Below are 14,054 nucleotides of genomic sequence, written 5' to 3'. Positions count from 1 at the left end.
GGACAGTACACGGGATCATGAATCCAGAAAAGGCTGTACCAGTCGGCGGTGCGGGGCGACGGGGCCGCCGGCTCGTGCGAGCGACGGCCACCGCCCCTCACCCCAGCCCGTACCGCGCGTCGAGCTCCGCGTCGTGCGGCAGCGTGCCGAACGACGCCGTCCACGCGCCGTCGGCCGCGATCGACTGCCCGGACACGTACGACGACTCGTCCGACAGCAGGAACGCGACGACGGCCGCGATCTCCGACGACTCGGCGATGCGTCCCAGGGGCGGGCCCTCGGCGAGCCCGCGCTCCTCGGCCGCAGGGTCGGCGGCGTTCGCGATCTGCGCGTCGAGGTGCGGCGTGCGGACCCCGCCCGGAGCGACCGTGTTGGCCCGGATGCCGTAGCGCCCGTACGTGACCGCGACGCTGCGCGCGAGGGCGTCGATCCCGCCCTTGGTCAGCTCGTAGGCCGCGTGGTCGACGAACGAGGAGCGCCCGTGGATTGACCCGACGTTGACGATCGACCCGCCGCTCACCTGGTCGGTGAACGCCTCGACCGCCGCCGCGGCGCCCCAGAGGTAGCCCAGGCCGTTGATCTCGACGACGTCGCGCGCCGTGCGCTCGATCGCCTCGGCCCGCTCCGGGTCGCCCAGCGCGTGCAGCGGCGTGGTCTGGGTGATGCCCGCGTTGTTGACCCAGCCGGCGAGCGGCGCGAGGGTCCTCGCGACGCGCGCGGCCTCGCGGTGCGCCTCGCGGTCGCGCGAGTCGGCGAGCACGACGGCCGCGCAGATCCCCTCTTCGACCGTCCCCGAACCAGGGCTCCGCTCGAGCCCGACCACGGCCCACCCGTCGGCGGTCAGCCGCGCTGCGATCGCGCGGCCGATGCCCTTGCCGCTCCCGGTCACCACGACGCTGCGGGCCGCGGCGGGTCCTGGCACGGAGCCTTGTCCGGCCGGGTTCTGGGCGGCAACCGATCCTCGCTCGTCGTCGTGCCCGACGGCGGAGCCCGCCCTGGGCGTGCCGGTCGGGTCGGTCATGGGTCCTCCTGGTCGCCGAGCATGCGGTTGTCGTCGGTCGAGCATGCGGTGGTCGTCGTTCCGGGGCCCGTTTCGGACGCCCACCGCATGCTCGGCAGCGAGGGCTCGGCCTCGAACGTGAAGTACGTCGGCGAGAGCGTGAAGCCCAGGCCGGGGGCCTCGGGCGGCAGCGCCGTGCCGCCCGAGAACGTCGGCCCTCCCTCGACGAGCAGCGGCGCCGGGTCGTAGGGGTTGCCCTGGACGGAACGCTCGAACGTCTCGACCCCGATCCCCGCCGCACCTCCCAGGTGCACGCTGACCTCGGGGTACACGTGGCTCGACGTCACCAGGCCCGCGGCCTGCCACGACCGGACCAACGGGTCGGCCGCAGTGATGCCGCCGATCCCGACCACGTCCACACGGGCCACGTCGAGCGCGCCGAGCGCAGCGAGCCGCGCGAAGACCTCGGGGTCCGTGACCTCGTCGCCGATCGCGAGCGGCAGCCCCGTGACCTCGCGGACGTGGGCGGCACCCGCGGCGTCCTCGGGGAGGACCGGGTCCTCGAGCCAGGCGAGCACGGGCGGTTCTCCGACCCCCGCCCGAGCACCGATCCCCCACGCCTCGAGGTCCGCGAGCGCGTCGTCCGCGTCGCGCCAGCCGAAGCCGACGTCGACCACGACACCGCTGCGCCCGGCCTCGGTCGGGCGCCCCGTGACCCCGGGCAGCTCGGCGCGCAGGATCGCGAGCAGGTCGCGCATGAGGTCGCGGTCGGGGGAACGGGAGATCTTGAGCAGCGGCCAGCCCTCGCGGGCACGGTCGAGCACCTCGTCGGCGACGTCGCGCGCCGTGCGACCGGGGGTCGGGTAGGCCGCGACGAGGATCGCCGGGCGGGCCGCGGGTGCGACCGGGGCGGACGTCCCCTCGCCCGCCTGCAGAGCAGGGTGGGTCGACGGACCGACGCCCGTGCCGTCGTCGGGCACCACGGCCGCGCCGTATGCACCGCGAGCCGGCGACCCGAGCCGAGCGCCGCCGTCGGGCAGGGACCGCTCCAGGAGGCGCCACACCGGGAGACCCGCGACCTTGCCCGCGACGTCCCACAGCGCGACGTCGACCAGGCCGATCGCGCGGCGCACCAGGCCCACGCGCCCGACGATCGCCGAGCCGCGCAGCGCGGCGTCCCACGCGGCACGCACCCCAGCGGCCGGGTCGTCGACCGGGAGGTCGCGGCCCACGACGTGCGGCGCGACGAGGCGCTCGACGATCTCGGCCATGGGCGCCTCGCGCGTCAGGGCGTACGAGACGCCCGTGACCTCGGTGCCGTCGGGCAGGACCGCCCGCACCTGGACACCCACGTACTCCCGGCGCGTGACCGTCATGGCCCCGAGCTGCAGAGGCCGCGGCAGGGGCACGACGGTCGTCGACGTGCGGACGCCGGTGATTCGTACGCCGCCGGCGGGGTTCACGGTCCGGCCCGTCATTCCGGCTTCTTCGCGAGCGGGACGCCGTAGTCGATGATGAACCCGCCGTCGACGTAGATGGTCTGGCCGATCACGTACTGCGACTGGTCGGACACGAGCCAGCTCACGGCGTTCGCGATCTCCGAGGCGTCGGCGAGGCGGCCCGCGGGGATGCGCGCGAGGATCGTCTCCTCCTTGAGCGTGCCCGCCGCGACCCCCTGGCGGAACACACCCGTGTCGATGTACCCGGGCGCGACCGCGTTGACCCGCACCCCGCGCGCGGCCCACTCGGCGCCCGCGGTCGAGGTCAGGCCGATCACGGCCGCCTTGGTCGTCGAGTAGGGGGCGCGGCCGGCCGACCCGCGCGCCGAGACCGACGAGATGTTGACGATCGCGCCGCGACCGGCGTCGAGCATGTGACGGCCTGCGGCCTGCAGGCAGTTGAAGACACCGTGCAGGTTGACGTCGACCACGGCCTTCCACTCGTCCCAGCTCAGGTCCTCGATGCCCCGGTGGCGCTGGATCCCGGCGTTGTTGACGAGGACGTCGATCCCGCCCGTCGCTGCGGCGACCGCGTCGAACGCCGCCCCCACGGCCGCGTGGTCCGTCACGTCGAGCGCGGTCCAGACCAGGCCGGGCTCGGCGCTCAGGGCTCCGAGGTCGAGCGCGGGCAGGTCGTGCTGGACGACGTCCGCGCAGACCACGCGGTAGCCGTCGGACGCGAGCCGCTCGGCGATCTGACGTCCGATGCCGGCAGCACCGCCCGTGACGATCGCGGTGCGGAGCGGGACGTCGGCCGGGGTGCCGGTCGTGGTCGTGGTGCTGGGGATGCTCACTGGTCCTCCGTGGAAGTCTGCGCTGGTACGGGCGTCGTCGCCGCCAGGGTGTCGATGAGGTGGTTCGCGTGCTGCTCGAGCCGCGCGAGCGACCCGGGCGCGAGCGGCGACTGCCACGCCTGGTAGGCGCCGCGCTCGTAGGCCTGGTCGGTCGGCAGGTACACGAACCCCGGGCCGTTGGTCAGGTTCGCGACCACCACGGGGTGGTCGCCCGCGTGCTCGCGGACCGTGCGCTGGAAGCGCGAGTACGCCTCCCCGGGGTGCGCGACGAGGAACCCGTCGCCGATCTGCCACACCCACGTGGGGTGCTCGACGGTCGGGCCGGTCACGTAGCCGTCGCGCAGGTTGCGCGCGCGGCGCAGCCGCTCGTCGCGGCTGCGGGGGTCGATGTCGGCCCACCCGGCCTCCATCTGCGCGAGGGTCGGCAGGTCGCGCAGGTCCAGCCCGACGGCGTCGCTCACCGCCCGCAGGACGCGCGAGCCCTCGACGGGGCGCGGCTCCCACATGCCCAGCGGAGCGCCCGACTGCACGACGCGGGTGAGCTCGAGGGCCGTGCCGGGGGGCGGCAGCTCGGCGAGCGCCGCGAGGACCGCGTGCCCGAGCGAGGTGCCGTGGCGGTCGGCGACCGCGAGGTCGCCCGTGTACTGCTCGCGGGGGGCCAGCTCGCCCGAGGCGCCCTGGAAGAACGCGACGGGCGCGCCGGTCGACTCCTCGACGAGGTCACGCATCGCACCCACGTAGTCCGGGGAGACCAGGGTGTTCTGCCACGCGAGCGTCGTGGGGTGGCACGCGTAGTTGACGATCGTCGCGAGGGGCGTCGCGGCCCGCCCGGTGACGACCCTGCTGAGGCGGCCGATCACGACCGTGTCGTCGGTCGCCGCCTGCGGGACCGCCGGGTTGAAGCCGATCACGGGGGTGCCGAGGTCCTCGGTGGCGCCCTGCGTGGCGTCGGCAGTGGCGTCGGACGTGGCCGTCGCCGACGTGCCGCGCGTCGTCGCGACGGGCTCGCCGTGCGACCCGCCGCCACCGAGGACCAGCTCGCGGTCCGCTGCGAGCGAGCAGCGCCCCGTGGTCCACTCGAGCGTCGCGGGCGCGAGCGAGGCCACGGCCTCGCGGCCCGCGTCGACGGCGTGCGCCGCGAGGTGCTCCAGGTAGGCGGGGATGAGCTCACCCCCCTCGAGGTCGACGTCGTGGCTGCACAGCACCGGACCCGCGTGCGTGTGGGACAGGGAGATGAGCAGCCGCTCGGGCGGCAGCCCGAGGCCCGCGAGGACCGCGTCTCGCACGCCGCGCTCGTCGTCGACGCGGCGCCACCACGTGGCGTCCACGGTGATCATCACGAGGGGTTCGTCGGTCCGCCCGGGGTGAGCGACGCCGTCGGGCACGATTCCTGATGCGGGGCCGGCTGCGCCGTCGGGCGTGCGGTGCGAGGGCGAGGCGCCGGGCGCCTCCTGTGCGAGCGCGATCGCGGTGAGGGTCATCGCACGGTGCGACCCCTCCGAGGCGTTCCAGTCGGCCGGGCCCCAGTTGCGGGCACGGATGCCCACCGGAGGCGTCACGTCCCGGCGGGCGACGCCCGCCAGACCGTGGAAACCAGGCACCTTCACCTGGTCGTGCAGGGACACCATGGATCCTCCTCGAGCCTGTGCGTGAACCCTCGAATGCTATAGCATGTAGTGAGGGGGCAAGCCGTCCGGTGGCCCTTCGCTTCGATGGTGGCACGACGACGCGCCCCGCGCAGACCACGCCCCGGCACGCCCCACGGGCGAGGAGCCGGGCAGAGGTCGCCGACCGCTATCCTTCGGGGCACCCTCCCGGATCGGACCGCAGAACACTACGGAGAAGCCATGGCGCTCAAGAGCGTGCCCGACCTGAACGTCGCCGACCGCGTGACCGTCGAGCTGCGAGAGGCGATCTTCAGCGGCGACCTCGCGCCGGGGTCACGACTCGTCGAGCGCAAGCTCGCCGAACGGCTCGGCACGAGCCACATCCCCGTCCGCGAGGCACTCACCCGGCTGACCGAGGAGGGGCTGGTCGAGCGTCTCCCCCACCGCGGGGCACGCGTCGCCGCGCTCACGAGCCGCGACCTCGAGGAGATCTCGAGCCTGCGCACCCTCCTGGAGCAGTTCGTCGTCGTGCGCGTGCAGGCCGAGTGGGACGCCAAGACGGAGGCGCGCCTGCGCAAGACCGTGCAGCAGATGGTCGACGCAGCCGAGCGCGGGAGCTCGGCGCGCGTGTTCGAGCTCGACCGTCGCTTCCACGAACAGCTCTGGGAGCTCGCCGACCACCGCATGCTCATGACCATCACCTCGCAGCTCCGTTCGCGGATCACGGGCTTCCTGCGCGCCGCGAACGTGGCGCTGGACCCCGAGGCCCGCGTCGCGCACGCCGAGACGCACAACCTCATCATCGACGCGATCGCGAGCGGCGACCCCGAGCGAGCGCGCGCCGTGATGGCCGAGCACATCGGCGAAGCCGCGGCGCGGCTCGAGAGCCACACCGAGGACGGCGACGTCGCCGACGCGCCCGCGGTGGAGGCCGGGGGTTCCTGACGCACGGTCCTCGTCGTCGGGCGGGCCGTTCGGGTGGTCGCGAGACAGGTCCTGGCAGCCCGGACTCACGCTCGGCGCGTCCTCGAAGGCGCGTCCCGGGAGGCGCTTCGAGGAGCGCGCCGAGCGCCTCGACCATCGAGCCGTAGCGACGCGGGGCGTCCCCCTCGTCCGCCCTCGTTGACGGGGGGTGCCCGTCACGCCACAGTGCTCCCATGACGACCACCGTCGACGCCACCTCCCTCCTCGCAGCGACCGAGGCCAGGCGTCGCGCCCAGCGACGCGCCACGTCCCTCCCGCTCACGGGGACGGCCGCGGGGCTCGCCGTCCTCGCCGTGTCCCTCTGGGTCGACCCCTGGGGGTTCTACCCGGGGGTGCTCGTCCCGTCCTTCGTGTACCTCGCGATGTGGCTCGTCGCCGCGCGTCGCAGGAGGCGCGGGCCCGCGTGGACGACCGAGGGCAAGGACCGGTACGGCGTGGTCCTGCTCGTGCTCGTCCTGCTGGCGTACTTTCCGGGTGCCCTGCTGCTGACCCGGTTCGCCGGTCCTGCCTTCGCGCTCGGCATCGGTCTGCTCCTGCTCGCCCGTCGTGCGGAGGACCCGCTGCTCCGGGGCCCGGGGATCGTGCTGGTCGTGGCGAGCCACCTCATCGCGCTCGTCCTGTCCCCTGTGCTGACGGGCCCCTTGCTCCTGGCGCTCGCGATCGGGTGCGGCGCGCTCGCCCTCGTCGCGCACCGGCGAGAGGCCGCGATGCTGGCGGATCTGGGGTGACCGTGGGGCCCGTCGGCCGCGACGGGTTCAGGAGGAGGGCGTGAACGAGCTCGGCATCAGCACCGCCATGGAGGCGACGGGGCCGGGGGCAGTGGCGTACCGCGACGAGTGGACCGTCGACGGCACGGCAGGCGGACCCGTCGGTCGAGCGCGCCGTTCGAGCTGTCGCGAGACAGGTCCCGGCAGCCCGGACGTCACGCTCGGCGCGTCCTAGGAGTCGCTTCGAGGAGTCGCTTCGAGAAGCGCGCCGAGCACCTCGACGGTCGAGCCGCGGGCGACGTCCGGCGACCAGTCCTCGGCCCAGGCTCGGCCGTGCGCGACCCACCCGGTCCGCAGGCCCGCGTCCCGTCCCCCACGCACGTCCGCGACCGGGTGGTCACCGACCATCCACGCGGAACCCGGCCCGGCTGAACACGCCGACCCGATCACTGCGGATGCCGCAGCGAAGATCCGTCGATCAGGCTTCGCGACGCCCACCTCCTCGGAGATCACGACCCCCGACACGAGGTCCACCAGCCCGGTCCGGTCGAGCTTGGCCCACTGCTGGCCCGCCGTCCCGTTCGTCACGACGACGACGGGGATCCCCGCGGAACGGAAGGCCTCGACGCACGCAGTCACGCCCGGGTACGGAGCGATCCACGCGAGATGCTCGAACAGGAGGCGGTCCACCAGGTGGGCGACGTCGTCGGGCAGGTGGAACCGTGCGCGCATCTGCTCGGCGAGCGCAGCCCGCGGCGTGTAGCCGTCGCCGTCGGCCTCGACGAGCCACCGGGCAGCGTCGGCGCCGAGTCCGCGGTCGCTCGTGAACGCCGAGGCCCAGGCCGCGAAGGCCCCGGCCCGGTCGACGAGGGTGTTGTCGAGGTCGACGAAGAGCGCCCGGGCGGGCGCAACGGTGTCGAGCATGTGGTTGGCGCTCCTCGAACATGCGGTGGGCGTCGGAATCCAGGCGATTCACGACCGTAACCACATGTTCGGCAGCGAGGGGAGGACGGTCGAGGTCTGAACACTTCGTGCGAGGTCCAGCCCGACCTCGCACGCGCTTCGTTGCCGTGCATCGTTCACTCGAGAACGTGGTTGCGAGACTATTCTTGCTATAGCAAAGCGTCAAGCCGACGGCGGTGGGCCCGCACCGACCGCCACGCGCACCCGCCCCCACCTGCGACGACACCCGCAGGCCCACCGAGGAGACCCATGGAATTCCGCACCGCGACGCCCGCCGACGTCCCGTCGCTGTACACGCTGTGGGCCGCGGCGTTCGACGCCCCGCTCATGGTCCCGGTCTACGAGACCGACGCGCGCCGGCTCGACCGCACGATCGTCGCGGTCCTCCCCGGGGCGGGTACCGTCCCGGACCGCGTCGTCGCCTCGGTCTGCTGGAGCCCGCGCACGCTCGTGGGCCTTCCCGGGCCCGGCGGAGCAGCCACCACGCTCACCGTGGGCGGTGTCGCGAACGTCGCCTCGGCCCCTGACCTGCGCGGGCGCGGCCTGGTCCGCCTCGCGCTCGCCGAGGCCGTCACGCACATGGAGGCCGCGGGCATGGACGCCTCGCTGCTGTTCACGGGCACCCCTGGCGTGTACCGCCCGAGCGGCTGGGAGACCTTCGAGGTCCCCGTCGTCACGGGCCCCCTCCGGCCCGACGACGCCGCTCGCCCTGCGCGGTCGGGCCAGGCCGGGCTGCAGGGCCAGGCCGGGCTGCCAGGCCAGGCCGGGGTCGCCGTCCGCCACGAACCGGCGGCGCGCGCAGCCCTGGCCGGCCCCACCACGTTCCCCGTCTGGAGCGCCGACCTCCCGTGGCAGGACCTCGCCGCCCTCCACGACGCGTTCCACGCCGCCCCCGTGACGACGCGCCGCACGGCAGCGCACTGGCAGCGCCGGATCCCCCTCTGGTACTCGGCGGCCGAGCTCCTCACGGCCCGACGCCCCGACGGCGCGATCGCGGGCTACCTGGTCGTGGAGACCGAGGGCGAGACGCTGCGCGTGCGGGAGCTCGCCGTCGGGCCGGACCACACGTCGACGCTCGAGGCGCTCGCACGGGCAGCCCACGCCCTGGGCCGCGAGCGCGGAGCGACCCGCGCCGAGGTGCGTCTGCCGCGCATCCCGGCGACGGCGATCCTGGCCGACGCGCTCCTGGCCACCGAGGGCCGCGAGACGACGTCGGACGCGACGGGCATGCTGCGTCCGGTCCTTCGGGAAGCGGCGGAGATCGACGCCCTGCGCGCGGCGACCAGCGGCCCGGCTGCCGGCTTCCACTGGCCCGGCGACTACCTGTGACGTGAGCGGGCGCCCGACGGGGACGCGCGCCGAGCTGCGGCCGACAGCGTCCCGCCCGACCTTGCCGCCCGACGCGCGCCGAGATACGCCCAAGGGGGCAGCGGAGCCCCCGCCGGACGCATCTCGGCACAGCAGGCACCCCGCCGGCAGCGTCCCGCCCCACCCCGCCCCGGAAAGGCCCGACGGACCTGGCGGCTCGTCACCAACCTCTTGACATTGCTATAGCACCGGCCTAACCTCCGGGAAATGCCCGATTCATCCGGACGCAACGAAGCGCATCCATCCTGCTGTCACGGCCTGCCGCACACAGCCTGAACCGTCCTCTCGCACTCCCGTCCCCGGTCACCGCAGCCCCGGCCCGCCGGACTCCACCCGCACTCCCCCGTTGCCGTACGTCGGCCACGCCTGAACGGACCCGTCTCATCGACCCGTCCGAAGGGTGACCCACGTGAAGACCCCCCTGACTGCCCGCGAGAGCGCCGCAGCACCAGACCTCTCTCTCGACCCCGACCCCACCGCCCCCTCGCGCCGCGGCCTGCTGCGCGTCGCGGGCATGGGCGCGCTGGCCGCTACCGCGTTCGCGCTCTCCACGGGCACGGCACCCGCGGCCCTCGCCGCGCCGCTGGGCCTGAGCAAGGACAGCGAGCCCGACGACGAGCTCGCCGTCGCGACGTCCGTCGCCCAGCTCGTCGGCTGGCGTGCCAAGAAGATCGAGCACGGCACCGTGGTCCAGCTCCTGGGCCACGCGACCCCCGGCGACGGCGCGGCCCGCCTGGTCCGCTACGACGCGAAGAGCACCGCGGCCCCCGACGGAGGCACCGTGCTGGCGCCCGAGGACCTCGGGTCCGGGCTGGGCCCCGGACGGTGGCACACGCTCCACACCGGCACGGCCGACTTCCGCTGGTTCGGGATCTTCGGCGCCGACGCCCCCACGGGCAGCGCCGACGACGCGCTCGACACGCTCGTGAACGACCCGACCGTGAGCCGCATCGAGGCGCACACGGACCTCAACTTCGTGCGCCGGCACACCTACGCGCGCTCCGACCTCGAGCTCGACTTCGGTGGCCGGATCGTCACGACCGAGGGCATCGAGCGCAACGCGCACGACAACCCCTTCGGCGCCGTGCTGTTCTTCCAGGGCACCGTCACGGACGTGACCCAGCAGCGCACGCTCGCCGATACCATGCCCGACCAGCGCGACGTCTTCGAGGTCGCCGACTCGACCGCGTTCGCGGTCGGCGACTGGTGGACCGTGCAGGTCGACCCCCGGCCCGGCGGCGGACGCGACGAGCGCGAGCTCCAGCGGCTCGTGCAGGTCACCGAGGTCGTGGACGGGCAGCACGTGCGCGTCGACTACCGCAACGGCTGGGAGCTCGCCCCGGGCCGCGTGCTCGAGTGGCGCAAGGTCGTGCCGGTCGAGCAGGTCCACGTGCGGAACATGACGTTCATCGGCGCCGGACCCTACGACGGCCCCCTCAACGGCGAGCTCCCCGACGACCGGGAGTACAGCGGGTCGCACCCCGTCGCGTACGAGTTCGCGGTGCGGTGCGACGTCACGGACGTGCACGGCTCCAAGACGTGGTGGCCCGTCATCATGCGCCGCTGGAACACGTTCTTCGCGACCGAGCGCTGCTCGGTCGCCAACCCGCCCACGGTCTTCTACGGCGGCGCGGGCTACCTCACGCAGCAGATCTACTGCCTCTACGGACGCGTCGCGGACTGCCGCTCGCACAACGCGCGCCACCTCAACGACCTCACGGCCTCGGCCTACTGCATCGTCGAGAACTGCCACGGCGACGGCGACGACCAGGGCGGCAACCCGTTCACGACGCACGGTCAGTACGAGCACGACCTGGTGTTCCAGGGCAACAGCGGCCTCATGGACATCGCCAACTCGGGGGCGCAGTGGGGCATCAGCGCCAAGCGCATCACGGTCAAGCAGCACGTGGCCTCGTGGTTCACGGTCAGCACCAAGATCACGGACCTGACGCTGGAGGACGTGCACGTGGTCGCGCGCTCGACGTTCGACCAGCAGGGCAGCCTCACGGTCAACGCCGACGGCGTGCAGATGCGCGGCTGCACCGCGTCGTTCTTCGCGGTCGCCCAGCGTTCGAACCTCTCGAAGCGGCCCAACGTCATCGAGGACTGCCACTTCTCGCTGCCCGTCGGCAGCGTGCTGCACCAGACCCCCGTCGCGAACCCGGTCCACTTCGTCCGCACGAGCTTCACGGGCTTCGACGGCACGATCATGCGCGGCGCAGGGCCGGTGACCTTCACCGACTGCACGTTCGTCGGTTCGACCGACGAGGCCACCCCTGCAGCCCCCGCGCTCGTCGGGTCGGCCGACGTCACGATCAGCGGCGGCACCCTGACCGGGACGGGCATCCAGCTCAGCGCGGTCCGCGACCAGAGGCTCACGGTCCACGGCACGCGGATCTCCGGCACGACGACGGCGGGCGCCCTGGTCTCGCGGGCTGCGGGCCCGGGCACGGTCCAGGTGGACCTGCGCGGCGCGACGCTCGCCGCGATCGGGGCCACCGCGCACGTCGCGCTGACCTCGGGCACCGACGCACTGACCGCGGTCGGTGCGCGCTTCACCGGCGGCCGGTACGACCTGGCCCCGACCACGCGCGTGCTCCAGTCCGGCTGCGTCGAGCAGGGCGTCGACCGCACCGGCTTCCCCGAGGGCGAGCGCGTCCTCGTCACCGACTCGCTCGCGCTGTGAACCGCACGAGCGTCCCCCTCCCCCGCTACTCCGCAAGCACCCCCGATGAAAGGCACCTGCAGATGACGAACCTCCTCACGTCCGGACGGACCCCCGGCGAGCCGGCGACGACGCCGAGCTCTGCTCCCGCGGTCGAGGCCCCCTCCCGCCGCAACCTGCTGCGCGTCGCCGGGATCGGCGGCCTCGTGGCCGCGGGCGCCCTGATGGGCACGCACCCGGCCGCAGCCGCCACGCCCACCGCCGCTGCGCCGTCGGGCGTGCTGCCCATGAAGAAGGACGAGCCCGACGACGAGGTCCTGGTCGCGGCGTCCGTCGCCCAGCTCGTGGGCTGGAAGGCCAAGAAGATCGATGACGGGACCGTCGTCCAGCTCCTCGGCCACGCGACGCCGGGCGACGGCGCCGCGCGCCTGGTGCGGTACGACGCCAAGAGCGACGTCGCGGCCAACGGCGGCACGGTGCTGGCGCCCCAGGACAGCAAGGGGAAGGGAAGGTGGCACACGCTCCACACGGGCACCGCGGACTTCCGCTGGTTCGGGCTGTTCGGGAAGGACACCCCCGCCGACGACGCCCTCGACGCGCTCGTGAACGACCCGACCGTGAGCCGCATCGAGGCGCACACGGACCTCAACTTCGTGCGCCGCCACCGGTTCACGCGCTCGCACCTCGAGCTCGACTTCGGTGGGCACACCATGACGACCGAGGGCATCGAGAAGGCCGGGCAGGACGACCCGTTCGCGGCCGTCCTGTTCTTCCGCGGCACCGTGACCGAGGACGTCCGCACCCACAAGCTCACTGCCGTGATGCCCGAGCTGCGCGACGACTTCGAGGTCGCCGACTCCTCGAAGTTCGCCGTGGGCGAGTGGTACGCGCTCGAGGTCGACGCGCTCGCGGGCAGGTGGGAGCGCGAGCTGCAGCTCCAGGTCCAGGTCACGCAGATCGTCGACGCGACGCACGTGCGCGTCAACTACCTCAACGGCTGGGAGCTCGCCGCCGGCCGCACCCTCACGTGGACCAAGGTCGAGCCCGTGCAGCAGGTGCACGTGCGCAACCTGTCGTTCGTGGGCGTCGCGGGCGGCGACCAGTACACGGGCTCGCACCCGCTCGCGTTCGAGTACGCGGTGAGCTGCGACGTCGAGAACGTGCACGGCGTCGCGACGTTCTGGCCCCTGGTCATGCGCCGCTGGTCGACGTTCTTCACGACGTCGCGCTGCTCGCTCGCCAACCCGGCCTCGATCACGTGGGGCGGCGCCGGCTACCTGACGCAGCAGATCTACTGCCTGTACGGGCACGTGTCCGACTGCCACACCTCGAACTGCCGCCACCTCAACGACTGGACGGCCTCGGCGTACGGCCTCGTGGAGAACTGCCACGGCGACGGCGACGACCAGGGACCGTTCGTCACGCACGGCCAGTACGAGCACGACCTGACGTACGTCGGGAACTCGGGGCTCATGACGTTCGCGAACTCGGGTGCGGCGTGGGGCTCGTCGGCCAAGCGCATCACGGTCAGCAAGCACGTGTGCTCGTGGTTCGTGGCGCGCGTCAAGGTCACCGACCTGACGCTCGAGGACGTCCAGGTCGTCCGCAAGGAGGGCCTCGCGGGCTCGGGCATGCTGTGGGTCAACGCCGACGGCGTCCAGCTGCGCGGCTGCCAGGCCGACGACACGCTGATCATCTCGCAGGCGTCGAGCCGCTCGAAGCGCCCCAACGTGATCGAGGGCTCGCGCTTCAAGGTGCTGCCCGGAACGCCCGTGACGCAGGCCAACGTCACCAACCCCGTCCACCTGGTCCGCACGACGCTGAACGGGCTGGAGGGTGCGTCGTTCGCGGGCTCGGGTCCCGTGGTCCTCGACCAGTGCACGCTCGAGGCCGCCGAGGGCAAGGGCACCGTGACGGCGTCGGGCGACCTGACCGTCCGGGGCGGCGTGCTCCGCAACGTCGCGGTCGTCGCGGCGGGGACCGCGGAGCAGACCGTCCGGGTCGGCGACGGGGCCCGGCTCGAGGGCTCGCCCGCGGGCGGCACGTTCCTGAGCCGGGCGAAGGCGGACAAGCCGGTCACCTGGAACCTGGACGGTGCACGATCCACCGCCCCGACGGGTGACACTGGTCACGTGAAGCTAGACGCAGGTATCAATCGATGGTCGGCCGTGGGCTCCACCTTCACGGGCGGTCGCCTCCAGCTCGCCGACGGCGCGTTCGGTGCGGGGTCCTACCTCCTGCACACGGGCAACGTGGAGAGCGGCGTGCAGCGCGTCGCGATGCCCGCGGACGGCCCGACGGTCTCGACGACGGGGACGCTCATGGTCTGATGCCCGACCGGGCCGGCGCCGGGCGCCTCGACGCCTCGGTGCCTCGACGCCGAACACGAGGTTGCGACTGGTCGAGCACGAGGTTGCGGTCGTTATCAGCGAGATAGCGACCGCAACCTTGTGCTCGGCACCGAGAG

11 protein-coding genes are annotated in these 14,054 nt (G+C 73.4%); 6 read left to right on the top strand and 5 right to left on the bottom strand.

Annotated elements, in window-relative coordinates; translation table 11 throughout:
- Positions 1-97: 97 nt before the first annotated feature.
- From H9641_RS13020 to H9641_RS13005, 4 genes are read right to left on the bottom strand one after another with little or no spacing between them, the layout of a single operon-like run.
- Entirely contained in the window at positions 98-1,021 is a 924-nt protein-coding gene (locus tag H9641_RS13020; protein WP_191804436.1) for an SDR family NAD(P)-dependent oxidoreductase, read from the bottom strand.
- Positions 1,018-2,478, bottom strand: a complete 1,461-nt coding sequence (locus tag H9641_RS13015; RefSeq protein ID WP_225220445.1) for an enolase C-terminal domain-like protein — start codon at positions 2,476-2,478, stop codon at positions 1,018-1,020. Before H9641_RS13015 ends, H9641_RS13020 begins: the two co-directional genes overlap by 4 nt.
- Positions 2,475-3,293, bottom strand: coding sequence for an SDR family NAD(P)-dependent oxidoreductase (locus H9641_RS13010; RefSeq protein WP_318244565.1), 819 nt, complete (start codon positions 3,291-3,293; stop codon positions 2,475-2,477). The genes H9641_RS13015 and H9641_RS13010 overlap by 4 nt, the downstream gene beginning before the upstream one ends.
- Positions 3,290-4,921: a hypothetical protein gene (locus H9641_RS13005; RefSeq protein ID WP_191804434.1), complete on the bottom strand. Its 1,632-nt coding sequence runs from the start codon at positions 4,919-4,921 to the stop codon at positions 3,290-3,292. The genes H9641_RS13010 and H9641_RS13005 overlap by 4 nt, the downstream gene beginning before the upstream one ends.
- 219 nt (positions 4,922-5,140) lie before the next feature.
- Here H9641_RS13005 and H9641_RS13000 point away from each other — a divergent pair, with 219 nt between their 5' ends.
- From H9641_RS13000 to H9641_RS12990, 3 genes are all read left to right on the top strand, one after another.
- Positions 5,141-5,845 (top strand): GntR family transcriptional regulator, encoded by a 705-nt coding sequence (locus H9641_RS13000; RefSeq protein WP_191804432.1) that lies wholly within the window; start codon positions 5,141-5,143, stop codon positions 5,843-5,845.
- Positions 5,846-6,057: 212 nt separating this feature from the next.
- Positions 6,058-6,612 (top strand): hypothetical protein, encoded by a 555-nt coding sequence (locus H9641_RS12995; RefSeq protein ID WP_191804430.1) that lies wholly within the window; start codon positions 6,058-6,060, stop codon positions 6,610-6,612.
- Between the two features lie 40 nt (positions 6,613-6,652).
- On the top strand, positions 6,653-6,826 hold the full coding sequence (locus H9641_RS12990; RefSeq protein WP_191804428.1) for a hypothetical protein: 174 nt from the start codon (positions 6,653-6,655) through the stop codon (positions 6,824-6,826).
- Here H9641_RS12990 and H9641_RS12985 read toward each other — a convergent pair.
- Positions 6,823-7,515: an HAD family hydrolase gene (locus H9641_RS12985; RefSeq protein ID WP_191804426.1), complete on the bottom strand. Its 693-nt coding sequence runs from the start codon at positions 7,513-7,515 to the stop codon at positions 6,823-6,825. The genes H9641_RS12990 and H9641_RS12985 overlap by 4 nt on opposite strands.
- A gap of 288 nt (positions 7,516-7,803) precedes the next feature.
- On the opposite strand from H9641_RS12985, the gene H9641_RS12980 reads away from it, so the two are divergent.
- The 3 genes from H9641_RS12980 (at position 7,804) to H9641_RS12970 (ending at position 13,917) form a co-directional block, all read left to right on the top strand.
- The gene (locus H9641_RS12980) at positions 7,804-8,883 is read left to right on the top strand and encodes a GNAT family N-acetyltransferase (protein ID WP_191804424.1); all 1,080 of its coding nucleotides are present in this window, start codon (positions 7,804-7,806) and stop codon (positions 8,881-8,883) included.
- A gap of 448 nt (positions 8,884-9,331) precedes the next feature.
- Positions 9,332-11,608, top strand: coding sequence for a peptidase C14 (locus H9641_RS12975; RefSeq protein ID WP_318244564.1), 2,277 nt, complete (start codon positions 9,332-9,334; stop codon positions 11,606-11,608).
- Between the two features lie 62 nt (positions 11,609-11,670).
- Positions 11,671-13,917: a peptidase C14 gene (locus H9641_RS12970; RefSeq protein WP_225220444.1), complete on the top strand. Its 2,247-nt coding sequence runs from the start codon at positions 11,671-11,673 to the stop codon at positions 13,915-13,917.
- The last annotated feature ends 137 nt before the right edge of the window (positions 13,918-14,054 follow it).

Source organism: Oerskovia merdavium (assembly GCF_014836755.1).
In the GTDB taxonomy this organism is placed as follows: Bacteria; Actinomycetota; Actinomycetes; order Actinomycetales; family Cellulomonadaceae; genus Oerskovia; species Oerskovia merdavium.
The sequence above is the reverse complement of the archived record's forward strand: the minus strand, read 5'-3'. Positions and strand labels throughout refer to the sequence as shown.